This is a genomic window from Streptomyces sp. PH9007, from assembly GCF_059813725.1.
In genome coordinates, this window is record NZ_CM187440.1 from 5,516,370 (window position 1) to 5,539,814 (window position 23,445).

Genomic DNA, 23,445 nt, shown 5'->3' on the forward strand with positions numbered 1-23,445 from the left:
CTCAGGCGGCCCAGCGTCGCGGGACGTCGGTGAGTGTCGCCCAGGTCCGCGTCCCGGCTCCCGACTCCAGCCCCCAGTCCCCGTCATGACGGCGCACGACGGACAGGGCCGCCTGGAGCCCGTCCGGCCGCCTGGTGGGGCAGGAGTGGCAGACGTGCGGGTCGTACACGGCCAGGCTGAGCACCCTGTCCCGGTGCCGCAGGGAAAGGTGCACCTCCTGGCCGTCGCCACTGAACCGGCAGGCATAGGTGACGAGTTCCCGCACCAGCTCCAGCGCGGGATCGGCCAGCGCATAGACCCGGTGCACGTCGAGGATGACCTCGGTGGCCTCATGTGCGATCGTCGGGGCGGCGGCGGAGGCCGGGAAGGTGAACCCGTAGGCCAACTCCCCTTCCCTGGGCTCCACCTGATCGGCCCCCACGACGGGACACCTGACACTCACCGGCACGAGCCCGCCGGGTGGAACGGCGACCAGACCATGGGTCTGAGATTCGGACATGGCAACTCCGCTTGCTGGATGGCTGGTGGAAAGCGTGAGTCACTGCAACACCCGGCGGATCATCGATCGTTTCCCCATACGCAGGGGGCGCAGGTGACGCTTGCGGAGTGCGAGCGTCACGCCACTCAAGGTAGGGCATCAAGTGCATCAATTTCCAGAAGTCGGGTGGAAAAGTACCCAACATTCACCCTGTACAGTGATGTACCGGCAGCCTGAGCACCAGGTTCACGGGAAGGATGTCCATGCCTCCACGGACGATGCCCAGTCAGCGACAGAAGCGACTCGGCGCCGAAGTCCGCAAGCTGCGCACGAACGCGGGTATGTCCGCCGAGTACGCCGCAGGGCTGCTCGGCACGGACCGGGCCAAGATTTCCAACATCGAGTCCGGGATCCGCAACATCAGTCCCGAGCGGGTGCGCACTCTGGCCACCCACTGCGACTGCACTGATGACGCGTTCGTGTCCGCCCTGACGGAACTCACGCAGTTGCCACGCAAGAACTGGTGGGACGAGTACCGGGGCAAGCTCTCGCCCGGCTTGTTGGACATCGCCGAGCTGGAGTGGCATTCGGTCGGTATCCAGACCGTTCAGACGGTGCACGTCCCTGGGCTGCTGCAGACCGAGGAGTACGCCCGCAACGTCTTCGCGTCGGGCCTCCCCGAACTGTCGCGCCTTGACATCGAACTCCGTGTCGCCCACCGCATGGCGCGGCGACAGGTCCTGACGCGTGAGCATCCCGTCACGTATGTGAGCTTCATACACGAGGCGGCCCTGCGCATGCTTTTCGGTGGCCGTGAAACGACCCGTGACCAACTCGATGCCTTGCTCAAAGACAGTGAGAGGGACACCATCTCTATCCGGGTCATCCCTGTGGAGCGTGGCAACTTCCCGGGTGCCGGACACGCGCTGCTCTACTCGGAGGCTCCCGTCCCGCAGTTGGACACAGCTCAGCTCGACTCAGCGCATGGGCCGGAGTTTCTGCACTCGGACCCGCATCTGTCCAAGTATCGAGAGCACCTGGAATGGATGGACCGGGAGACGCTCTCCGAGAGCGCCTCGCGCGACTTCATCCACGCCGTCGTCCGCGAACTCTAGAAGGGGCCTCATGAGTGAGATCGCATGGGAAGAAGCGTTCTGCGCGGAAGGCAACAACTGTTTCCGGCTCGGTACCGACGGCGAGGGCAACGCCTACATAGCGGTCGCCGGGCAGGAGCACCTGTCCATCTCGGACTCCCGCGAGGCCCTCGCCACGATGATCCGGGAGATCAAGGCCGGCAAGGCCGACCACCTGCTGTGAGCGGTGCGGGGCCGAGGGGGCGAGGCTGGCGTTCGGGGGCCGGGCACAGGAGAATGGGTCTTCATGTCCGACCAGCAGCCAGCCCCGCGCCCAGCCCCAGTGACCCCTGCGCCCATGGCGTACGTGGCACCGCAGGACCGGGGCGTCAGCGACGCCTACCGGCGGTGGGCGGGCATCCTCCTCGGCCTCGCCATCGCCCTCGGCGCCCTGATGGTGGTCGCGTTCCTGGCGAGCGTCGTCCTGCTCGTGGTGGCGGACCGGGACACCGGGAACGCCGCCTACGGGTACCTCGCCCTCATTCTCTGGGTCGCGATAGCCGCCGCGATGCCGCTCCTGATCGCGCTTGCCGTCCCGGGGGCCGTCATGACGCAGCGGGTGCGGCAGCAGCGGCGCGCGCCGCACACGGGCGAGCCGGACGCCCGGACCGAGGGTGCCCACCCGGACGGAACCCTCACAACAGAACACACACCCTGAGCCCTCAAGGCCAGGACGGCCGAGCACGGGCGTGCGTCTCGGCCCCTTGCCGGATGTGTGGTCGCCGCCCGCTCACTCCTACCGCTGCTGCTCCACGACATCGGCGACCACGCAGCTGATGTTGTCGGGGCCGCCGGAGGCGTTGGCGAGGGCGATGAGTTCGCGTACGGCTTGTTCGGGTTCGCCGATCCCGGTGAGCACCTGGCGGATGCCCTGGGCCGGCACGACGGTCGACAGACCGTCGGAGCAGAGCAGATACCGGTCGTCCCGCTGCGCGTCGTGAAGGCGCATGTCGGGGGTGGTATCGGCGCCTTGACCCAGGGCCCGGACCAGCAGCGACCGCTGCGGATGGGAAGCGGCTTCCTCCGGACTCAGACGTCCTTCGTCGACCATCGACTGGACCAGGGTGTGGTCGTGGGTGATCTGGAACAGTTCTCCCTCACGCAGGAGGTAGACGCGGGAGTCGCCGATGTGGACGAGGACCAGCTGCGACCCCGTCCAGAGCATCGCGGTGAGGGTCGTGCCGGTGCCTTCGGCCGCAGATCCGCTCCCGGCGACATTGTGGACGGCCTGCCTGGCCTGTTCGACGACGTCTTCGAGAACGTTGAGGAGATTGCCCGCCGGGAGGCTGCCGGTCTCCAGGTGCTTGAGCGCGCCGATGGCGGCCGCGCCGGCCGGGCCTCCCCGGCTGCCGCAGCCGTCGGCGACGGCGAGCAGCCGGGGACCGGCGTAGGCGGTGTCCTGGTTGCTCTCGCGGACGAGGCCGGTGTCGGACAGTGCGGCGTAACGGATGGCCAGAGACTTGGCGTTCGGGGGCATGGCGGGGTCCTTCCGGGACAAGTGGTCGATGAGGAAGGTGGCCAGGTCCCGCCGTGCGGCGGTGTCGGCCTCGACCTGGGCCCAGAACGCGCGGACCTCTTGGCCCGCCGGGCCCGCGTCCAGCGAGCAGACATGCTGAATGCGGGCCAGGGGCATGCCCAGGCGCCGGAGCCAGGCGACCAGTCGGGCCTGTTCCAACTGTTCCGGTGCGTAGAGGCGGTAGCCGGTCACCGGGTCGACACGGGCGGGGGTCAGCAGACCGAGCTCGTCGTAGAGACGCAGCGCCTTCGGTGACAGCCGGGACGCCTTCGCGAACGCCCCGATGGTCAGCAACCCCATGCTCGTTCCTCCTCATGCCGAGCGCGTCGCCCGGCCACACCGATGCTGCGGGCTGCCCCAAGGTGAAGGTCAACCACGGATTCCACCCCCGTCGGTCTCCGTACGGAGACCGACGGATCTCATCCGCGCGTCGTGCCACCTTCTGACGGGTCCTCACCCGTTCCGGCCGCTTCAGGGCGGGATCCGGCTCGGCGGATCCTTCGGCTTTCCGCACCACACCGCAACTACGGCCCTCACAAACGGCGTCGAGTGGGTGGGGCCGGATCCAGCAGCCGGCCGACCACGGAGGACGCCCCGCATGAGCAACGTACTGACCCTGAAGATCTCCCCGTACCTGGACAGCGGCGACCCGTCCGCGCCCGTCAAGAACGTGGTCGAGCTCACCGGCGCATCCGGACCGGCCCAGGTCGTCGCCTACGTGGAGCGCGAACTGCCGCCGGGCGGCGTACCCGCGTACCTCGCGGCGCACCGCAGCGGCACTCGCTCGTTCGTCCTGTGGGCGGACGAGCACCGTCGGGAACGTGTGGCCACGCTGGTCACCCGGTCCGCCGCCGGTGGCGTCGCGACGTTCCAGGTGCTCGGCGCGGGCGGCGAGCACCTCGGTATGTTCAAGCGGGAGAAGGCGCTGCGCGGCAGGGGACTTCGTACCCGCTGGACGGTGACGCCCGCCGGCGGCCCCGAGGCGGTCGGCTTCAAGGGCCGGATCCTGTGGTGGTGCCTGTGGTGGCTGCTGCTGCCGCTGCAAGTCATGATCCTGCTGATGACCATCTTCGACAGCGTCGCCGGCAACGAGGGCGGCGTCGCTCGCGGCCCCCGCAGGATCAGGTGGCGTGCGGGCGGGCGGATGCCGCTGGAGTTCCGGACCCGTGGCGACAAGCTGCATCTGCACACCCCGGAGGTGGACTGGCGGCTGGGCGCCGCGCTCATCGTCCTGCTGCGCACCTTCGGCGCCAACCCCTGGGACACCAGGAAGAAGTAACCGGACGCGAGCGCCGCTCACCGGTCGACGCTCTGAATCGCCAACTGCGGCGGCTGCTGAGGCCGTCCGCGCTTTCGGGTGACGAAAGCGGGCCGGGCGAGTCCGGTCGCGGCACGGCCGGCCGACTCGCCCGGGCCGGGCGCCGCCGACCCATTGGGGGCGCGGGCCAATACCACCGGCCGATGGCCGGCAAACGCCCCCGGGGCCATTGCCCGCATGGCTGCCCGGGGTGGCACCGCCAGACTGCCCGGGCTGGCATAGCGAATGCCCGGAGCTCTCGGGCAGCATGACCGGGCACCACCTGCACGCCAATTGGCCACATGGCCATCTGACGCATACGCGCCCATTTCGGGCGCTCCCCACAGCAGGAGGTTTCCCACTCATGCGTATCCGATCGGTTATTGCGGCCCTGGCGCTCAGCGGTACCGCTCTCGTCGCCGCCCCGGCCACGGCCGGGGCGGCCACCGACTCCGAGGTGACGGTGCACCCGGACAAGATTTCGCACGAGCGCGCCGTCGAGATGTTCGAGGAGGTGGGCATCACCTGGTCGTCCGTCGGCAACTGTTCCGACCGTGAAGACCAGGCGTGTACGTCCTTCGAGGAGCTCAACTGGGATACGGCCCGGGCGGCGCAAGTCCTCAAGCTCCGCAGCGGCTGCGACATCAATATCGTCGGCGGCACGGAACGCGGCCACCCGTCCGAGCCCTACAGCCACGAGGAGGGCTTCCGGCTGGACTACTCGTTCAACAACTGCCTCGAAGACTTTGTGGTGGACAACTACAGGTTCATAGAGAATCGCCCCGACGACGACGTGCCCCGGTACTGGACGGGCATGGGCAACTACTTCACGCAGATGAGCGACCACTGGGAGGGGCTGTACTTCACCTGCGAAAGCTGCTGAGCCCGGCCGACGTCGTTTCCGGCCGCCGAAAGGTCGCTGAGTCTAGGCCCGTTGCACCACGTCAGCGGCGTTGCCAGTGGGCTGTACCACTAAGAGATCCCGAACTCCCTTTAGGCATGACGGGTTGGTGTGCGTGACTGCTGGCGCGCTCACATCAAGACACGGTGAGCGCACAACACCCCCCATGTTTCACGCGCCACGACCATGACGAGACGGCGGCCCGGCCTGCCCTGACCCGGTTCCGGCCGGGCCCCGTACTCTTCCCGTCACCCTGACACCCCCACATTTCATGTGCCAGGAGGTAGTTCATGCCATCCGACGCTCCCGCCCCACCGCGTCCCGCCGGAGCCGGCTGACACTCGACGGAGGCGGTGTCCCCGGTGGTGGTGTCGTCCGGCGCCCCGGCCGGTGGGGAGCCGGGATCCGGATCCCCACCGGCCGGGGCGGACCGGACCACCCCCGCCTGCGCGGGGAGAACACTTCCTGACCTGCGGCGTTAGAGGGGCTTTGCAAGTACTTGACCATCTGGATTCGGCAGCACGGCCCATGATGTCAGAGGTGTGTGATGAAGTACCGCCTGCCAAGGATGACCCGAGGAGGCGATGCTGTGGGACGCCGCACCCGGAAGAGGAGTTCGGCGCCCGGGTGGTCCGTCGGTGTGGATCACGGCCGATGCGTGACCACCGCCAACAGCAGCCCGGTCCAGCTCGTGGGCCGGCGGGTAATCTGAGCGCGTCGTAAGGACCATGGGGGCGGGGGAGAGAGTGCAGACCGGGGACGGCTTCATTTTTGTCGGGTTCGTGGTGCTCGTTGTCGCGGCGATCGGGCCCCGGCGGGTGTGGAAGATGTACGGCCCCATGAAGTACCGCAACCCCGAGTATCACGAGCGCACGGACACGTACTTCTTCATTCAGCGCTGCCTGTGGATTGCCGCCGGTCTCGCCGTGCTGCTCTTCGGCTGTCAGGCCCGGGACGAGGCGGCGAAGGAGCTCTCCCAGCGGCCGGCACCGGCCGTGGAGTGGTTGACGGACGGCGAAGGCGCTGGTGAACTGAAGGGATGAGGCCCCAGCGGCGGTTGGTGATCCGCGGACATATCGACTTCGGTCGGGTGTGGTCCGCGGCCTGTTGATGGCGTGGTCGGACCCCGGCACACAGCCCACCTGCACCTCACCGTTGTCTTCTCCCTCCCCCGAGAGGCCTCTTCACCATGCCCGTGGAATTCCTTGGCATCGCCGCGACCCATGACGGCTCCGAGACGTCCCCGCGTTCCGGCGGCGCGTTCGACCCCGAGTACACGATCAGACTCGCCCGCGCCCACGAGGATCACGGGTGGGACCGGGTGCTGTTCGCCTACGGCTCCGGCTCACCCGACCCCGCCACCGGGGCCGCGCTGCTCGCGAGCAGGCTCGACCGGCTCCAGATCCTGCTGGCCCACCGGCCGAACATCTCCTACCCCACCTACGCCGCCCGCGTGTTCGCCACCCTCGACCAGCTCAGCGGCGGCCGGCTCACCGTCCACTTCATCACCGGCGGCAACGACCACGAGCAGCAGCGCGAGGGCGACACCCTCACCAAGGACGAACGCTACGCCCGCACCCGCGAGTACATCCGGATCGTCAAGAAGATCTGGACCAGCCGCGAACCCTTCGACCACGAAGGGGACTTCTACCGCTTCCGGGACTACGTGAGCGATGTGTTCCCGGCGCGGCAGCCGCGCCCGGACATCTCCTTCGGCGGATCGTCGCCCGCCGCGTACGCCGCCGGTGGCGCCGAGGCCGACATCTACTGCCTGTGGGGCGAGCCGCTCGCCGAGACCGCCCAGCAGATCGAGTCCGTACGGCAGGCCGCTGCCGCCGCCGGGCGCAAGGAAGTGCCCCGCATCCAGGTCGCGTTCCGGCCGATCATCGCCCCGACCGAGGAACTGGCCTGGGAGAAGGCACACCGTACGGTCGGCGCCATCCGCGCCCACCGCGCGCCGCGCCAGGCGCCCGAGAACACCGGCTCACAGCGGCTGATCGCCCTCGCCGAGCGCGGCGAACGCTTCGACCGCGCGCTGTGGACGCCGACCGCCGCCGCCACCGGCGGGGCCGGCAACTCCAATGCCCTCGTCGGCACCCCGGAGACAGTTGCCCAGGCCCTGCTGGATTATTACGACCTCGGAGTGGACATCATCTCGGCGCGGGGTTACGACCTGCTCGGTGACGCCATCGACTTCGGCCGCCACGTCATCCCGATCGTCCGGGAGGAAGTGGCCAAGCGCGATGCGCAGCTCGCCGTGAACTGAGGTCATGGTCCTGTGCCGGGCTGGTCCCGGCGCAGGACGCACACCGGCGGAACGAGCGGGACGGGCGGGGTTGTTCATGAACGGTGGTGGTCCGGAGGCCGGCTGTGCCACGCGCCCGGCCACGACCGGCGTCGCCACCTGCGCGAGCACTCCCCGCACGACCGCTACCTGCACGACCATTCCCTGCACGAGCACTCTCTGCGCGGCCACCGCCATCGTCGCCATCCGGCGTCCGCCGCTCACTTCCCGCCGGCACATCGATCTGCTGCGCACCTCCAGCGCCGCGTAACCCCTCCCCGCGAGCGGCCCCTCCTGTGAGTGGGCCGCTTCTTCGCATGCCCGCATGCCCGCGCGCCCCCGAGGAGAGCCATGTCCCACACGCCGCCGGAGTTCCGGGGCCGGATCTTTTCCGACGCCCGCAGCGGCTTCCACGCCGCACCTCACCGCTACCACCTCTACCTTTCACTCGCCTGTCCCAGCTGTCTGCGCATCGCCATCACCCACGCACTGCTGGGGCTGACGGACACCGTCGCGCTCACCACCCTCCCCGCCGTCCCCGACGGGACCGGCGGCGGGTACACGGCGCTGCACGGTGCGTACACCGCCACCCGGCACGGCCACACCGGCCCGGCCGCCGCGCCCGTGCTGCGCGACCGCTGGACGGGGCGGATCGTCAGCAACCACGCGCCGCACATCCTGCGTGATCTCGCCACCCGCTTCCGGGACGGCGACGCTCCCGAGCTGTACCCGTCCGCCGCCGAGGCGGAGATCGCGGAGCTGGACGAACTGTTCGAGGAGGGCATCAACGGGGCCGCCCAGCGGGCCGGGGAGCGGGAGGCCGGCACGGGCGCCGTCGAGGTGCTGCTGGCCGCGCTCGACAGGGTGGAGGAGCGGCTGGCCGAGCCGGGCGGCCCGTATCTGCTGGGGGAGTCGATCACCGCCGCCGATGTCCAGCTGTGGGTGACGCTGGTGCAGTTGGACACGGTGCACCGCTGGCACCTGGGGGCGGACACCGTGCAGCGGATCGCCGGTCACCCGTGGCTGTGGGCGTACGCGCGCCGGTTGCTGGCGCTGCCCGCCTTCCGTGATCAGCTGCGGCTGGAGGAGATCCACCAGCGGCACCACTCCCGGTGCCGCGGTCTTGAGGCGGCGGGGGCGGCCGTACAGATCATCGACTGGACGGCGGTCGAACCGGCGGGGAGTTACGTGTAGCGGGCACGGCCGGAAGCTCCGTGTAGAGGCGGGCGATGTCGCGCGCGTACGCCCTCGCGACGGCCGGGCGGCGGATCCGCAGCGACGGGGTCAGCAGGCCGTTCTCCTCGGTGAAGGTGCCCTCGATGATGGTGAAGGCGCGGATCGAACCGGCGTGGGAGACGGCGGCGTTGGCGGCGTCGACGGCGCGCTGGACGTGGGCCCGCACGGCGGGGTCCTCGCGCAGGGTGGCGAAGGGGGTGTCGGGCGGGTACGGGGGCCGCCGCGTGTGCAGCCAGTGCGCGAGCGCGTCGGGGTCCAGGGTGATCAGCGCCGCGACGAAGGGGCGCCGGTCGCCGATGACCAGGCAGGGGCCGAGCGGCGGATGGGCGCGCAGCCGGTTCTCCAGGAGGGCGGGGGAAACGGTTGTGCCGCCGCTGGTGACGATCAGGTCCTTCTTGCGTCCGGTGACCGTGAGATAGCCGTCGGCGTCGAGTGCGCCGAGGTCACCGGTCGCCAGCCAGCCGTCCGTGCCGACGGTGGGGCCCTTGACCTCGATCTCGCCGTCGGCGGCGATCCGTACGGCGGTGCCGGGCAGCGGCTGCCCGACCGTGCCCGGGCGCGGTGCGAGCGGGGGCACCAGGGTGACCGCCGCGCCGGTCTCGGTCGGCCCGTACCCCTCGTCGAGGGCGATACCGGCGCCCAGGAAGAAGTGCTGGAGGCGGGCGTCGAGCGGCGCGCCGCAGCTCAGCGCGTACCGCAGCCGGCCCCCCAGCGCGGCGCGGACGCGGCGGTGGACGAGCAGGTCGTGGACGGCGTGGGCCGGCCGCAGACCGTACCGCAGGGATTGCTGCCGGTACGCGACGGCCGGCCGTTCGGCGCGGGCGAAGGAGGGGGCGCGGCGCGGGCGTTCGGCAGTGGCGCGGGCGGTGGCGTGGATGTTCTCGAAGAGGTGGGGCGCGCCGACGAGGAAGGTGGGGCGGAAGGCGGCGAGTTCGGCGCGCAGGTCGGCCGGAGGCGCGCCGGGCGCGTGGCCGATGACGATCCGCGCGGACAGGCAGGCAAGCTGGAGTGTCCGGCCCAGGAGGTGGGCGAGGGGGAGGACGATGAGGATGGTGGGGCGTCGGCGGCCGGCCATGTCGAGGGCGGGGCTCAGGACTCCGGTGAGGTTGCCGGCCTCGGTGAGCAGCTGGCCGTGGCTGAGGGCCTGGAGTTGGGGGCGTCCGGTGGTGCCGGGGGTACCCGGGGTGTGGACGACGGTGGCGGTGGATTCCGGGGTGAGCGCGGTGCGCCGCCGGTGCACCTCCTCGTCGCCGACGTCGGCGCCCAGACGTACCAGCTCGTCGAGGCGGCCGGCGTCGAGATCGTCGTCGGTGAGCAGGAGTTCGGCGCCGCTGTCGTGCAGGATCCGGGCTGTCTGCCCGTCGGACGTGGCGGGGTGGAGGGGAAGGCTCTGGGCACCGGCCGCCCAGAGGGCGAAGTCGAGGACGGCCCACTCGTACCGGGTGCGCGCCTTGAGCGCGACGCGGTCCCCGGGCCGGACGCCGGTGGCGATCAGCCCCTTGGCGACGGCCAGCACCTCGGCGGCGAAGGCGGCGGCGGTGACATCCGTCCAGCGTCCGTCCGTCTTGCGCCGGATCACCGTGGCGGCGGGCGCCTGTTCGGCGTTGGCGAACGGGATGTCGGCGACGCTGCCCCACGCGGCACTCACGACGAGCGGCGCGCCACGCACCTCGTACACCCGCCCCGTACCCTCCTCGCGCACCACCTCGACCGCCGACCCCGGGCCACCCTGCGCCCGTGCTCGCGCCCGCCTGAGCGCCCGCCCCTGCCTCATGTGTGCTTCCCCCGTCCCCTTGGTCCCTTCACGCCACCGCGCACACCATGTGAGGTATAGACGAACTCCATGTAATGGGTGGGCAGTTCACCTGGGATGATAGACACACCACGGCAGTGACCATGCCCAGTGCATATGAAATAACCGACAAGCCCGCAGCTGGGTGTAACGTGCTGTGTCCGGACGCGAACGGGGGGTGTGAGCAGCCGGACCACGACGAAGTGTGCCCTGGGGTAGAGCCCGAGGGCTGGATCGAAGGGCTGACTCTCCCGTGGCGTCTCCCGTGGTGTGCATATTCCCAGAGGTGTTGTGCGGTCCGGCCGGCCGAGGCAGGTTGGCATGAGCCGACGATCCGCCCTTCCGGGTTCCGCTTCCGGCCCGCGTGGCCTCAACGTTTATATCGATGAGACCGGCGACCGGGGGCTGTCGGCCAAGTCCTCGCCGTTCTTCGCCATGACGGGGTTATTGGTGCCCTTCGAGGACAACTGGAGCGTCATCGCCACTGCCGCCGGTCTCCGCGCGGCCATTCACGCCTCGCACCCTGGAGCCACGGCCCCTCTCCACTGGGTGGATCACTTCAAGAAGAAGCATCCGCAACGCCGCTCCATGGCTGCCATCGAGCTTGCGAGTATGCCCTCGGCCAAGGTCATCCATGTCATCGTTCCCAAGGACGCCATACGTTCCTATCCCGGTCTCGCCGATGGTGGCCGTTTCTACAACTACACCACCCGCTACCTGCTGGAGCGGGTCGCGTGGGCGGCGGAACAGTGGGAAGGCGGACCTCGGCGTGCGGTAGTGCGGCTCGGTGCGGTGAAGGGCATGGACCACACCGAGACCGTGAACTATCTCGATCTGGTGCGTCAGGGGCGTCACGACAAGTGGAGACCGCCCCCGTGGGAAAGAATCACCTGGCCGCCGGTCTGGTCGGGTACTGACTGGAACGGCATCCAGCTTGCCGACCTGCACGCCGGTCTGCTGAACGCCGCGTTGAGCGGCGCCTACGAGGACGAGGCATGTGCGGCGAACCTGCTGTTGGTCAAACATCAGCTGTACCGCTCACCCCAGGGGCGCCTTCATGGCTACGGGGTGAAGGTCATGGGGTCGACAGGCGCGGACTCTTTTGTGACCGACCGCTGCTGGTGGAAGAAATGGGAGGTCGCCTGACACGGATGAAGCCCATTGGAGGGCTCCGGGGGCCACTGCCACCTCTGGGGTGGAGGATCCAGTTGCCTGGTTCCGGCCGGTTCCCGGCAGCCCACCGAAGGGCTCCATTAAGGACTGTACCCCGTGGAGAGTGTCCAGAACCCACTGGGGATCGCAACGGATTGCAAATCACCCTTCAGGGGTGTGGGCGCGCACGTGTTCTTACGTTCTCGATCGCCCTTTGTCCGAGCAGTGCGAGAAGCTGGCTGCGCAGGTGCCCCGGCCCCGCCGGGCGGGAGTGGACCAGGGCACGCTGCCGGGCGTCCAGCCCGCTGCTTCCGGCGTCAGCCCACCACCGCCAGCAGCAGGATGACCACCGCCACCAGCATGAGAACCGGCCCCAGAGAAGAGCCTGACCGCTGCCGGGGGTTCTGAGTGACCCAGTGTCCACGCACGCGCGTGCCGTCTTTGCGCTGGTAGGGCTTCCTCCAGTACGCCATCGTCCTCACCTTCGTGCCGCTTGTCTTGCCATGCCCACGATCGGCGGGCGTGCGGAGGTGAGGAAAGGGCGTGCGGTCGTGCTCCGTCGTCCGGTCAGCAGGCACGCCCGTGGCCCGGCCGCCCGGCGTGCTGTGCCACCGGCTCATCCGTGCCCGCGCGTGAGGGCCGGGCCGTCCGCCGGGCGCGCGGCGAGCCGTTGCGCCGGGGGAGAGACGCGGGACGTGGGGGACAAGGCTGGCACGGAGCCGGAGTGATAGACCTGTCGCATGTCTCCCAGTGATGAACCGCTGCTGCCGGGCGTGGACCCCCGTGCGGAACGGGCCCCCGTCTTCTGCCGGCTCTGCGGCCGGCCGCTGACCGGCCGCGAGGCCCGTACGTGGGGGCTGGGGCCGGAGTGCCGCGAGAAGCTGAGGCTTCGCGGAGCACCCCGGCCCCGGGTGACCGAGGTCGATCAGGACACGTTGCCCGGCGTCTGACCGGTGCCCGTGTCGGCGCCGCCGGTGTGTTCCACGGGGATCCACAGCTCGGCGTCGGCCGTGGTGCCGTCCGGGGAGAGCCGGGTCCGCAGAATCTCGGGCCCCGGCGCGCTCCGGTACGGGTTGGACGGGAACCACTGGGTGTAGATGTCCCGCCACATGACCTGGAGAGCGGCCGGGAACGCCCCCGAACTCTCGAACACCGCCCAGGTACCGGCCGGGACGGCGAGCACATCGAGATCCGGCGGGGCCGCCGCGCCGGTCACCACCGCGTGGTAGTAATCCAGCTCCGTGCCCTCCGGCCCGGTACGGTCCTCGAAATTGGCCGTCACGCCGACAATTCCGGCCGGATCCTGATCGGACAGTTCCTCCAGCCGCTCGATGGTGTCCGCACCGATGCTCTTGATGAACGTCGCGATCGCCGGATTGACGCCCTCGTACACCAGCGGAACCCGGGCCTTCCGGCCGACCACCGTGAACGCGTCCTTCTCGGCCAGGCGATAGCGCATGCTGCTGCTCCCTTCGACAATGAGGCGGAAGGACATCCGGGACTGTGAGCGCAGCGCGGCCCCCGTACGGCGGGCCTCGCCCGGCCCGACCCCGTGCAGGGCACGGAACGCGCGGGCGAACGCCTCACCCGAGCCGTAGCCGTAACGGACGGCGATGTCGAGCAGGGTCCGCTCCCCGGCCAGCACCTCGGCACCGGCGAGCGTGAGCCGCCGGCGCCGTACGTACTCGGACAACGGCATCCCGGCGAGCGCGGAGAACATCCGCCGGAAGTGGTACTCCGACGTCAGCGCGATCCGCGCCAGCTCGGGCATCTCGATCCGCTGATCGAGATGCCCCTCGACGTACTCCATCGCCTGATTCAACCGCTCCAGCACCCCGGATTCCTTCCTTCGTGTCGACCACGCTAGGAAAGAACCACTGTGCCGGACCCGACATCCTGTGCCCGGAAGGATCGGGTGCTGTGCGGTGGGTACAGTGCTCGCAGGAGGGCGAGAACTGATGGGCGAGAGACGGCTTTTGTCCGAGTCGGCGAAGGTGCACGAATTCAGGGCCAGGCCAGCCTAAAGCGGCAGGTCACGAAGGGTGCTCCCCGCACGCGCGGGGATGGTCCCGGGCAGCCGATGCAGGCGGACTTCGGGGTGGAGTGCTCCCCGCACGCGCGGGGATGGTCCCGCGCAGCCCCAGGCGATCAGCCGGTAGTGCCAGTGCTCCCCGCACGCGCGGGGATGGTCCCGCCGGACACCGAACGAAGGTGCGCGAGCTGGAGTGCTCCCCGCACGCGCGGGGATGGTCCCAGTTCCTTGAACTCCTCCCAGTCCTCCCGGGGGTGCTCCCCGCACGCGCGGGGATGGTCCCGACCTCGGCGACCAGCGCGCGCTCATCGCCGTGTGCTCCCCGCACGCGCGGGGATGGTCCCTGAGTCGAGGCACGAAATCCGGGGGCCGTCTTGTGCTCCCCGCACGCGCGGGGATGGTCCCCCGCCACACCGCCCACGCGCCGCCCTGCGGAGGTGCTCCCCGCACGCGCGGGGATGGTCCCAGATTGGTGGTCATCCCGTTGGGGTGCCATCCGTGCTCCCCGCACGCGCGGGGATGGTCCCGCGGTGGACGCCGGCACCGGGGACAACACGGTGTGCTCCCCGCACGCGCGGGGATGGTCCCGCGGTGGACGCCGGCACCGGGGACAACACGGTGTGCTCCCCGCACGCGCGGGGATGGTCCCGGCGAGGAGATGCGGCACCTCGCCAGCCTCGGGTGCTCCCCGCCCCTCGCGGGGCTACCGGACCACCAGCCAGCCCAGCAGGGCCAGCAGTGCCGCCAGGAAGAGGACCAGGCCGATCGCCACCGGGGCGCCGCTTCCGCCGCGGCGGCTCGTCCGGCGCGCGGCGCGGGCGTAGTCGCGGTCGCGGTCGATGTCGCGGCGGGTGGCACGGTCCAGGCGGCGTTCGCGTTCGTCCTCCCGGCGGCGGTCGCGGTCCAGCTCGCGGTCCAGGGAGCGGTCCGCGCGGCGTTCCTGGTCGCGGTCCCACTCGCGCCCGCGGTCCATGTCGCGGCGCTGTTCGCGGTCCCGCCGCTGGTCGCGTTCGCGTTCGCGCCGCTCCCGGGCCGCCCGCCCTCCGCGGTCATCGTCGTTACGGCGGTAGTTTCCGCGCCCCCGCGCCATGCGATGGCCTCCCTCTTCTGGTGTCGCCTCCACCGTCGCCGGACGGCTCACCCCGCCGCAAGAGGTGTTTTCGGACACGGGCCCGCTCCCGCGCAGCCCCCGTGAGCTGCCGCTTCACGATAATCGGACGTTTGTTCGATGTCTGGTTTATGGTGGACCGGACGGGCAGGCAGGAGGTGCGGAATGGCGACGAACGGCAGCGGCTTCACACAGCTGCGCGTCGTGTCCGGGTTCTCCGCCCGGTACGGGGCCTCCCACCCCGAGCGGCTCGCCGAACGCGCCGCCGAACGCGGCATGGACGCCCTCGCCCTCACCGACCGGGACACCCTGGCCGGCGCCGTACGGTTCTCCAAGGCCTGCGGCCGGGCCGGGGTGCGGGCGCTGTACGGGGTCGACCTGGCCGTTCACCTGCACCCGGACGGCGCGCAGGACCGCGCGCCGGCCGCCGCCCGCCGCCGTACCCCCGTCCGGGGCGGTGCCTTCACCGACGAATCCGCGCCCCGTGCCCTCTTCCTCGCCCGCAACGGTGCCGCCGGCTGGGCCCAGCTGTGCCGGCTGGTCACCGCCGCCCACGCCCGGGACGGCAAGCGGCCCTTCCTGCTGCGGGAGGACCTGACCGCCACGGCGGCGGACGCGTCGGCCGACGGCGCGATCCTCGCCCTCCTCGGCGGCGACTCCGAGGTCGCCCGCGCCCTCGCCGCCGGCCGCCCCGACCGCGCCGCCCGCCTCCTGGCCCCCTGGCGGGACCGGTTCGGGCCCGGACTCCGGCTCGAAGTCGACGCCTCGGCCACCACGCGCGACGCCGCCAGGACGCTCGGGTTCGCCCTCGAACAGGGCGTCGTCCCCGTGCTGACCAACGCCGTCCGCTACGCCGACCCCGGCCAGGGCACGGTCGCCGACGTCCTGGACTCCGCCCGCCGCCTGGTTCCCATCGACCCGCGCGGCGCCGGCCGCGACAACGGCGAACACTGGCTCAAGGACCCCGGCGCCATGGCGGACGCCGCCCTCCGCGTCGCCGAGGCCGCCGGCCTGCGCCGCGACGCCGCCCACCGCCTCCTCCGGCAGACCGCCGACACCGCCGCCGAGTGCCGCGTCGACCCCGAGGACGACCTCGGCATCGGCAGCGTCCACTTCCCCGAGCCCCACCTGGTCGGCGCCCACGCCCGCACCGCCGACCGCGTGCTGCGTTCCCGCTGCGCCGCCGGCATGGTCACCCGCCGCTACGACCGGGACCGTACCCGCTGGGAACGCCTCGACCAGGAGCTGGACACCATCGGCCGGCTCGGTTTCGCCTCCTACTTCCTCACTGTCGCCCAGGTCGTCGACGATGTCCGCGACCTCGGTATCCGCGTCACCGCCCGGGGCTCGGGCGCGGGCTCCCTCGTCAACCACCTCCTGGGCATCTCCCTCGCCGACCCCGTCGAGCACGGCCTGCTCATGGAGCGCTTCCTCTCCACCCGCCGCGCCGTCCTGCCCGACATCGACATCGACGTCGAATCCGCCCGCCGCCTCGACGCCTACCGCGCCATCTTCGAGCGCTTCGGCGAGGAGCGGGTGGCGACCGTCGCCATGCCCGAGACCTATCGCGTACGGCACGCCATCCGCGATGTCGGCCTGGCCCTGGGCATCGACCCGGCCGAGACCGACCGCCTCGCCAAGGCGTTTCCGCACATCCGCGCCCGCGACGCCCGTTCCGCCCTCGCCGAACTGCCGGAGCTGCGCGGCATCGCCGCCGAGGAGCACGACCCGCGGCTGTGGGAGCTGGTGGAGTCCCTGGACGCCCTGCCGCGCGGCGTCGCCATGCACCCCTGCGGCGTGCTGCTCTCCGACCGCTCGCTGCGCGCCCGGACCCCCGTCGTCCCCACCAGCGGCGAGGGTTTCGCCATGTCGCAGTTCGACAAGGAGGACGTCGAGGACATGGGGCTGCTCAAGCTCGATGTGCTGGGGGTGCGGATGCAGTCCGCCATGGCGTACGCGCTGACCGAGATCGAACGCGCCACCGGTGAGCACGTCGACCTCGACGGCGCCGTGACCCAGGGCCCGCCGGACCCGGCCACCTACGAGCTGATCCGCTCCTCCGAGACGCTCGGCTGCTTCCAGATCGAATCACCCGGCCAGCGCGATCTCGTCGGCCGGCTGCAGCCGCGCACCTTCCACGATCTGGTGGTGGACATCTCCCTCTTCCGGCCGGGCCCGGTCGCCGCCGACATGGTGCGGCCCTTCATCGCCGCGCGGCACGGGAAGCAGCCGGCCCGCTACCCGCACCGCGACCTGGAGCCGGTGCTGCGCGAGACGTACGGGGTGGTGGTCTTCCACGAGCAGATCATCGGCGTGCTGAGCGTGATGACCGGTTGCGATCCCGGACTGGCGGACGAGGGGCGGCGCGCGCTGTCCGATCCGCGGCGGCAGGGGCGGGTGCGGGCGTGGTTCGCGGAGGAGGCCGGCAAACGGGGGTACGCGCCCGAGGTGATCGCCCGTACCTGGGAGATCGTGGAGGCGTTCGGCAGCTACGGCTTCTGCAAGGCGCACGCGGTGGCCTTCGCGGTGCCCACGTACCAGTCGGCGTGGCTGAAGACGCACCATCCGGCGGCTTTCTACGCGGGGCTGCTGGAACACGATCCCGGGATGTACCCGAAGCGGCTGCTGCTGGCGGACGCGCGGCGGCGCGGGGTGCCGATCCTGCCGCTGGACGTGAACCACTCGGACGCGAACTATCGTATCGAACTGGAGTGCGAATCAGGGATGTTGGGCGTACGGCTCGCGCTGAGCGAGGTGCAGGGGATCACCGAGGCGGAAGCGGAACGGATCGCGGCCGGGCGGCCGTACGCCTCACTCAGCGACCTGTACGCGCGGGCCCGCCCCGCCCGGCCCACCGCCGAACGGCTCGCCCGCACCGGAGCGCTCGACGCCTTCGGCGCGGGACGCCGTGACCTGCTGCTGCACATCGCCGAACTCCACCGGCAGCAGAGCCGCCAGACGCGCGGCGCGCGGCAACTGCCGCTGGCGGACGCGGCGCGCACCGCCCCGGCCGGCCTGCCCGACCTGGACGCGGAGGAACGCACGGAGGCCGAACTCGGTGTGCTGGGCATGGACGCCTCGGGACACCTGATGACCGCGCACCAGGACTTCCTGCGGGAGCTGGGAGTGGTACCGGCCCGCGCGCTGCGCGACGCCGAACACGGCACCACGGTGCTGGTCGCCGGCGCCAAGGCCGCCACCCAGACGCCGCCGATCCGGTCCGGCAAGCGGGTCATCTTCGCCACGCTGGACGATCTGACGGGCCTGGTGGACCTGGCCTTCTTCGACGACAGCCACGAGGCGTGCGCGCACACGGTCTTCCACTCGTGGCTGCTGCTGGTGCGCGGGACGGTCCAGCGGCGCGGGCCGCGCAGCCTGAGCGTGGTCGGCGAAGCCGCCTGGGACCTCGCCGAACTGGCCGGACTGCGCCGCACCGGAGGGCTCGAGGCGGTGGCCGGGCGCCTCGCGCCGCGTCCGGAGCGGGACGGGGAGGGCGAGCGGTCTCCCCGTGGCGGGGGACGGACGATCGAGCTGGAGAACGGATACGCGCTGCACCCGTGGGCCGACCTGCGCCCGGCCGGCGACGCCGCCGGCCCGCGCAAGCTGTGGCACGCCAGCCCGGGGAGCGCCGGATGACCACGACGGAACGCCGCCACCGCCGCCCGGGCCACCGCGCGGGCCGTGGCCCCACCCATGCCCACGCCCACACCAACGTCCCCCACGGCCACGGAAACGAGCACGAGCACGGACACGAGTACGGCAACGAGTACGGCAACGAGCACGAACAGTCCGCCCCGGACCGTACGTCCGGTCCCGCCCCGGACCGTACGTCCCGTCCCGCCCCGGACGGGACGGGTGGCGCCCCGGCGGCCCCCGCCGTGGCGCCCGGCCCGGCCCTCGCGGGCACCGGAGCGGACCCGGCGGAGCGGGACGCACCCTCCCGGCACGCCCGTCCGGCGCCCCCGGACACCGACGCGGACGGCTCCGCCGACCAGGGCACGCCACCGGCGGGCGAGAGCCCGGACGCCACCGCGCCCGGCTCCGTCCCCTTGGCGCCCGGCGGAAGCGCCCCCGGCACCGGCCACCGCCCCGGAACCCGGGAGCGGGCCGTGCTGTATGTCCGTTTCCACGGTGCCGCCGAGGAGGCGTACCCGGGGCTGCTCGATCTGCTGCACGGCATCAGCCCGGTCGTCCAGGCGCTGCCGCCCGACGCCGCGCTCGTCGATGTCTCCGGGGCCCGCCGGTACTTCGGGCGGGAAGCCGTCTCGCTGGCCGAGCTGATCCGGGTGCGCGCGCTCGCGCTGCACGGGGTCGACGTCACCATCGGGGTCGCCCGCAACCCGCTGCTCGCCCGGATGGCCGGACAGCAGGGCGGGGGCCGCGGGGTGCATGAGGTGACGGACGCCGGCGCGTTCCTCGATCCGCTGCCGCCCACCGCCCTGCACGGCATCGGCGCCGCCACCGCCCGGGCCCTCGACGGGTACGGCCTGGACACCATCGGCCGGGTCAACGCCGCCCCCGCCGCCACCCTCCAGCGCATTCTCGGCGCGGCGCCCGCCCGCCGGCTGCGCGAACTGGCCCGCGGCGTCGATCCGACCTCCGTCACCCCGGCCGCCCCGCCCCGTTCACTGCGCGCCGATCACCGCTTCCCGCACGACGAACTCGACCCGGCCCGCCGCCACGGCGCCCTGCTCGCGCTCGCCGACGACCTCGGCTACCGGCTGCGCGGCAGCGGGCAGACCGCCCGCACGCTCACCCTCACCGTCCGCTACGCCGACCGTTCCACGACCACCCGCAGCCGTACCCTCCCCGAACCGACCGCCCACACCCCCGTGCTGGCGGCCGCCGCCCACGCCCTCCACGACGTGCTGGGTCTCCAGCGGGCCCGGGTGCGTACGGTCTCCCTGCGCGCCGACGATCTCGCCGACGCCGACCGCGCGCACCAGCAGCTGACGCTCGATCCGCGCGACGAACGCCGCCGGGCGGCCGAGGCGGCGGCCGACCGGGCGCGGCGGAAGTTCGGGGCGGCGGCGGTCGGCCCGGCGGGCGCGGCTCAGTCCGTACCGAGCAGGGCGGCCACGAACGGGTTGCGGAAGACCCCGGCCGGGTCCCGGGAGAGCGCCAGCCGCCGGAAGTCCGCGAAGCGCGGGTAGCTCGCGGTGATGGTCTCCGGCGGCATCGTGGTGAGCTTGCCCCAGTGCGGGCGGGCGCCCAGCGGGAGCAGCCGGGCCTCCATCTCGCCCAGCACCGGGAGTACGCGCTCGGCCTCCAGCGTCCAGGTGAAGTGGAACGCCACCGTCTCGCGTCCGGAGGACGGCGAGAGCCACAGTTCGTCGGCGGCGATGGTGCGGACCTCGGAGACCTGGAGCACCGGCGCCATCCGCGCGCCCAGCTCCCGCAGGACGGCGAACGCGGCGGGCGCGGCGGAGCGCGGCAGGAAGAGTTCGGACTGGAGCTCCTCGCCGTGGCTGGGGGAGTAGTCGGGCCGGAAGTGCGGCAGCCGCTCGTGCCACGGGCCGGGTACGCCCAGTTGCTGGGTGGAGTGTTCGGTCGGGGCGCCGGGGATCGGGTGCCAGGGGGCGGTGGCCAGGGTGCCGTCCTGCCAGCCCTCGCCGGGGTGGGCGCCGCTCTCGCGGTCCAGGCGCCGCTTGAGGACGACCGTGCCGCGTCCGTCGTCCCAGCGGGTGAAGGTGGACACGCTGTACGCGGCGCCGGTGATCTCGTCGAACCGTGCCGTGTCGATGCCATCGAGCGGGACGTTCTCGTAGACCCACTGGGCGGCGCGGAAGGCGGGTTCGATCTCCAGTTCCATGGCGGTGATCACGCCCAGCGCGCCGAGCGAGACGACCGCGCCGGGGAAGACGCCGGGGTCGGCGTCGCGTTCCAGGCGGGCGATCTCTCCGTCGGGGCCGATCAGTTCGACGGCGGTGACGGCATTGGCCAGGCCCGGCTGGGAGTTGCCCGAGCCGTGGGTGCCGGTGGTGCAGGAGCCGGCGATCGAGATGTGCGGCAGGGAGGCGAGGTTGGCGAGTGCGAAGCCCGCCGCGTGCAGGGCGGCGGTGACCTCCGCGTACCGCATCCCGGCGCTGATGGTGACCCGGTGGCGTTCGGCGTCGATCTCGGTGCGGGGCGGCAGTCCGTCCACCCGGACCAGATCGCCGGGAGTGTCGGCGATGAGGTTGAAGGAGTGGCCGCTGCCCAGGACGCGCAGCTGCGGCGAGCCGGCGACGATGCGCCGCAGTTCCCCGACGGTGGCCGGGCGGTGGGTCCGCCGGGCGCCGAAGGTCACATTGCCTGCCCAGTTGCGCGTGGGCGTGTTGATCGTCACCATGCGCTGACCGTAATACGAAATGACCACGAAAGGGCAGGTGGCCGGGCAACCTTCTTCCGGCGGGCGGCGACACAGAGGTGATCACGCGAACCTCCCGCTCCGGAAGGACACCAGATGAAGCTCGGTACGACGGTGGGCGCGCTGCTCGGTGCGGCGGCCCTGGTGGTCACGGCACAGACCGTGCACGCCGCCCCCGACCCGGCCCCGGCCACCGCACCCGGCGCCACCTCCGCCCCCGCGCCGGCCGCCGCCCGGGCCGCGCTCGCCGACCCGACCATCGTCGTCGCCACCGACGGCGACGACGCGGCGGCCGGTACGGTCGCCGCCCCGCTCCGTACCCTTCAGGCCGCCGTGGGCCGCGCCCAGCCGGGCGACGTCATCGCGGTGCGCGGCGGAACGTACGCCCTGACCACCAACATCCAGATCCTCACCTCCGGCACCTCCGCCGCCCCCATCACCCTGGGCCCGTACCAGGACGAGCGGGTGATCATCGACGGCGATCTGCTGCCCGCCAGCCACACCCCGATCGGCGGCAGCATCCCGCGCCCGCAGCGCGGCGCCATCCACCAGGAGGCGTCGTGGTGGCGCATCCACGGCCTCGAACTCACCAAGGGCCCGTACGGCGTCTACTGCGACGGCTGCAACGACAACGCGTTCACGAACCTGACCACCCGCGACAACTACGAGACCGGCTTCCAGCTCCAGGGCGACTCCAGCCGCAACCTGATCGAGAACCTCGACAGTTACGACAACCACGATCCGCGCAAGAACGGGGAGAGCGCCGACGGCCTGGGCATCAAGGAGGGCCGCGGCGAGGGCAACCGGGTGGTCGGGGCCCGGCTGTGGCGCAACGCGGACGACGGGTTCGACGCCTGGCTGTTCGAGTCGGCGATCACCATCGAGAACTCCCTCGCCTGGGGCAACGGCTTCAACCACTGGGACTTCCCCGACTTCGAGGGCGACGGCAACGGCTTCAAGATGGGCGGCGGCAGCCCGGGCCCGGCCGCCGCGCACACCCTCACCCACTCCATCGCCTTCGACAACGCGGAGGACGGCATCACCGACAACGGCAACCCGGGGGCGCTGACGATCTCCCGCACCACCACGTTCCGCAACGGCGACACCGGCTACCAGGTCAACCGCTCCGGCTCCACCCTGACCGCGAACCTGTCCATCGCGGATGCCCGCGCGGTCAACCTCGGCAACTCCACCGCCATCGGCAACTCCTGGAACATCGGCGGCGACTGGGGCACCGGTTCGGTCCTGTCCACCGACACCGCCCTGGTGACCGGTCCCAGGGCGGCGGACGGCTCGATCCCCGCCACCGACTTCCTGGTACCGCGCGACGGACAGGAGATCGGCGCCCGGTTCTGACCCCGGGCCGCGGTGGCCTTTCCTCCGTGCCCCTCACCGGGCCCGTCGGGGGAGAGGCCACCGCCCCGGCCCGCTCAGCGGTGTTCGGGGGAGGCCGCCCCCGGGCGGCAGCCCGCCTCCCACTCGGCGCGCATGTTGCCCCGCGCCGGGACCCCGCCCGCGCGCTTGAGCAGCGCGGCCAGATGCATCAGATTCCACGCCATGAACGAGGTGTTGCGGTTGGTGAAGTCGTTCTCCGGCCCGCCGGAGCCCGGGTCCAGGTACGAGGGTCCGGGCCCCGCCTCCCCGACCCACCCGGCGTCCGCCTGCGGCGGGATCGTGTACCCCAGGTGCTGAAGGCTGTAGAGGATGTTCATGGCGCAGTGCTTCACGCCGTCCTCGTTGCCGGTGATCAGCGCGCCGCCGACCCGCCCGTAATAGGCGTACTGGCCCCGGTCGTTCAGCAGCGCCGAGCAGGAGTACAGCCGCTCGATCACCTGCTTCATCACCGAACTGTTGTCGCCGAGCCAGATCGGCCCGGCCAGCACCAGGATGTCGGCGGCCAGCACCTTCTCGTACAGCGCGGGCCAGGCGTCCCGCTCCCAGCCCTGTTCGGTCATGTCCGGCCACACCCCGGTGGCGATCTCGTGGTCGATCGCCCGCACCACCTCGGTCCGCACCCCCTGGGAGTCCAGGACGGCCCGGCTGATGTCGATCAGCCCGCCGGTGTTGCTCGTCTCGGGCGACCGTTTGAGCGTGCAGTTCAGATACAGCGCGCGCAGGTTGTCATATCGCAGAGGGGTCTCATCGCTCACGCCCTCCATGGGACGGG

21 protein-coding genes and 1 CRISPR repeat array are annotated in these 23,445 nt (G+C 71.6%); of the genes, 13 read left to right on the forward strand and 8 right to left on the reverse strand.

Features of this window, described 5'->3' with window-relative positions; translation table 11 throughout:
- Position 1: 1 nt before the first annotated feature.
- Positions 2-421: an ATP-binding protein gene (locus ACTFAP_RS25360; protein WP_500467504.1), complete on the reverse strand. Its 420-nt coding sequence runs from the start codon at positions 419-421 to the stop codon at positions 2-4.
- 320 nt (positions 422-741) lie between these two features.
- Here ACTFAP_RS25360 and ACTFAP_RS25365 point away from each other — a divergent pair, with 320 nt between their 5' ends.
- The 3 genes from ACTFAP_RS25365 (at position 742) to ACTFAP_RS25375 (ending at position 2,269) form a co-directional block, all read left to right on the forward strand.
- Entirely contained in the window at positions 742-1,593 is an 852-nt protein-coding gene (locus ACTFAP_RS25365; protein WP_495682471.1) for a Scr1 family TA system antitoxin-like transcriptional regulator, read from the forward strand.
- 10 nt (positions 1,594-1,603) lie between these two features.
- Positions 1,604-1,795 (forward strand): hypothetical protein, encoded by a 192-nt coding sequence (locus tag ACTFAP_RS25370; RefSeq protein ID WP_495682472.1) that lies wholly within the window; start codon positions 1,604-1,606, stop codon positions 1,793-1,795.
- 114 nt (positions 1,796-1,909) lie between these two features.
- Positions 1,910-2,269 (forward strand): hypothetical protein, encoded by a 360-nt coding sequence (locus tag ACTFAP_RS25375; protein ID WP_500467505.1) that lies wholly within the window; start codon positions 1,910-1,912, stop codon positions 2,267-2,269.
- A 78-nt stretch (positions 2,270-2,347) separates the two neighbouring features.
- On the opposite strand, the gene ACTFAP_RS25380 is transcribed toward ACTFAP_RS25375, so the two are convergent.
- Positions 2,348-3,427 carry a MerR family transcriptional regulator gene (locus ACTFAP_RS25380; RefSeq protein ID WP_500467507.1) on the reverse strand — a complete coding sequence of 360 codons (1,080 nt, stop codon included), beginning with the start codon at positions 3,425-3,427 and terminating at the stop codon, positions 2,348-2,350.
- Positions 3,428-3,725: 298 nt separating this feature from the next.
- Here ACTFAP_RS25380 and ACTFAP_RS25385 point away from each other — a divergent pair, with 298 nt between their 5' ends.
- The 5 genes from ACTFAP_RS25385 to ACTFAP_RS25405 all read left to right on the forward strand — a co-directional run bounded on the left by ACTFAP_RS25385 (position 3,726) and on the right by ACTFAP_RS25405 (position 8,803).
- Positions 3,726-4,406 (forward strand): hypothetical protein, encoded by a 681-nt coding sequence (locus ACTFAP_RS25385; protein WP_500467508.1) that lies wholly within the window; start codon positions 3,726-3,728, stop codon positions 4,404-4,406.
- Between the two features lie 382 nt (positions 4,407-4,788).
- The gene (locus ACTFAP_RS25390) at positions 4,789-5,307 is read left to right on the forward strand and encodes a hypothetical protein (RefSeq protein ID WP_495682476.1); all 519 of its coding nucleotides are present in this window, start codon (positions 4,789-4,791) and stop codon (positions 5,305-5,307) included.
- Between the two features lie 764 nt (positions 5,308-6,071).
- Positions 6,072-6,368 (forward strand): DUF6199 family natural product biosynthesis protein, encoded by a 297-nt coding sequence (locus ACTFAP_RS25395; protein ID WP_495682477.1) that lies wholly within the window; start codon positions 6,072-6,074, stop codon positions 6,366-6,368.
- Between the two features lie 146 nt (positions 6,369-6,514).
- Positions 6,515-7,591: an LLM class flavin-dependent oxidoreductase gene (locus ACTFAP_RS25400; protein ID WP_500467509.1), complete on the forward strand. Its 1,077-nt coding sequence runs from the start codon at positions 6,515-6,517 to the stop codon at positions 7,589-7,591.
- 369 nt (positions 7,592-7,960) lie between these two features.
- Complete coding sequence (locus tag ACTFAP_RS25405) at positions 7,961-8,803, forward strand: glutathione S-transferase C-terminal domain-containing protein (protein WP_500467510.1); 843 nt, start codon at positions 7,961-7,963, stop codon at positions 8,801-8,803.
- Here the strand turns inward: ACTFAP_RS25405 and ACTFAP_RS25410 are convergent.
- Positions 8,760-10,619: an AMP-dependent synthetase/ligase gene (locus tag ACTFAP_RS25410; protein ID WP_500467511.1), complete on the reverse strand. Its 1,860-nt coding sequence runs from the start codon at positions 10,617-10,619 to the stop codon at positions 8,760-8,762. The genes ACTFAP_RS25405 and ACTFAP_RS25410 overlap by 44 nt on opposite strands.
- A gap of 339 nt (positions 10,620-10,958) precedes the next feature.
- On the opposite strand from ACTFAP_RS25410, the gene ACTFAP_RS25415 reads away from it, so the two are divergent.
- Positions 10,959-11,783, forward strand: a complete 825-nt coding sequence (locus ACTFAP_RS25415; protein ID WP_495682482.1) for a DUF3800 domain-containing protein — start codon at positions 10,959-10,961, stop codon at positions 11,781-11,783.
- Positions 11,784-12,106: 323 nt separating this feature from the next.
- Here ACTFAP_RS25415 and ACTFAP_RS25420 read toward each other — a convergent pair whose 3' ends face one another.
- A complete protein-coding gene (locus ACTFAP_RS25420; RefSeq protein ID WP_495682483.1) occupies positions 12,107-12,262 on the reverse strand; it encodes a hypothetical protein in 156 nt (51 codons plus the stop codon).
- Positions 12,263-12,529: 267 nt separating this feature from the next.
- On the opposite strand from ACTFAP_RS25420, the gene ACTFAP_RS25425 reads away from it, so the two are divergent.
- Positions 12,530-12,739: a DUF6011 domain-containing protein gene (locus ACTFAP_RS25425; RefSeq protein ID WP_390122202.1), complete on the forward strand. Its 210-nt coding sequence runs from the start codon at positions 12,530-12,532 to the stop codon at positions 12,737-12,739.
- Here the strand turns inward: ACTFAP_RS25425 and ACTFAP_RS25430 are convergent.
- Both ACTFAP_RS25430 and ACTFAP_RS25435 read right to left on the reverse strand, forming a co-directional pair.
- Positions 12,715-13,623: an AraC family transcriptional regulator gene (locus tag ACTFAP_RS25430; protein WP_500467512.1), complete on the reverse strand. Its 909-nt coding sequence runs from the start codon at positions 13,621-13,623 to the stop codon at positions 12,715-12,717. The genes ACTFAP_RS25425 and ACTFAP_RS25430 overlap by 25 nt on opposite strands.
- 208 nt (positions 13,624-13,831) lie before the next feature.
- A CRISPR array of direct repeats spans positions 13,832-14,470; the repeat unit is 29 nt; unit sequence GTGCTCCCCGCACGCGCGGGGATGGTCCC.
- A gap of 54 nt (positions 14,471-14,524) precedes the next feature.
- The gene (locus ACTFAP_RS25435; protein ID WP_500467513.1) at positions 14,525-14,911 is read right to left on the reverse strand and encodes a hypothetical protein; all 387 of its coding nucleotides are present in this window, start codon (positions 14,909-14,911) and stop codon (positions 14,525-14,527) included.
- A gap of 183 nt (positions 14,912-15,094) precedes the next feature.
- On the opposite strand from ACTFAP_RS25435, the gene ACTFAP_RS25440 reads away from it, so the two are divergent.
- Positions 15,095-18,565, forward strand: coding sequence for a DNA polymerase III subunit alpha (locus ACTFAP_RS25440; protein WP_500467514.1), 3,471 nt, complete (start codon positions 15,095-15,097; stop codon positions 18,563-18,565).
- Positions 18,562-20,082: a DNA polymerase Y family protein gene (locus tag ACTFAP_RS25445; RefSeq protein WP_500467515.1), complete on the forward strand. Its 1,521-nt coding sequence runs from the start codon at positions 18,562-18,564 to the stop codon at positions 20,080-20,082. The genes ACTFAP_RS25440 and ACTFAP_RS25445 overlap by 4 nt, the downstream gene beginning before the upstream one ends.
- On the opposite strand, the gene ACTFAP_RS25450 is transcribed toward ACTFAP_RS25445, so the two are convergent.
- The gene (locus ACTFAP_RS25450; protein WP_500467516.1) at positions 19,983-21,260 is read right to left on the reverse strand and encodes an FAD-binding protein; all 1,278 of its coding nucleotides are present in this window, start codon (positions 21,258-21,260) and stop codon (positions 19,983-19,985) included. The two genes, ACTFAP_RS25445 and ACTFAP_RS25450, sit on opposite strands and share 100 nt — an antisense overlap.
- Positions 21,261-21,374: 114 nt before the next feature.
- Between ACTFAP_RS25450 and ACTFAP_RS25455 the strand changes: the two genes are divergently transcribed.
- The gene (locus tag ACTFAP_RS25455; protein ID WP_500467517.1) at positions 21,375-22,634 is read left to right on the forward strand and encodes a right-handed parallel beta-helix repeat-containing protein; all 1,260 of its coding nucleotides are present in this window, start codon (positions 21,375-21,377) and stop codon (positions 22,632-22,634) included.
- 74 nt (positions 22,635-22,708) lie between these two features.
- On the opposite strand, the gene ACTFAP_RS25460 is transcribed toward ACTFAP_RS25455, so the two are convergent.
- Positions 22,709-23,437: an NAD(P)H-dependent oxidoreductase gene (locus tag ACTFAP_RS25460; RefSeq protein WP_495682490.1), complete on the reverse strand. Its 729-nt coding sequence runs from the start codon at positions 23,435-23,437 to the stop codon at positions 22,709-22,711.
- Positions 23,438-23,445 lie beyond the last annotated feature (8 nt).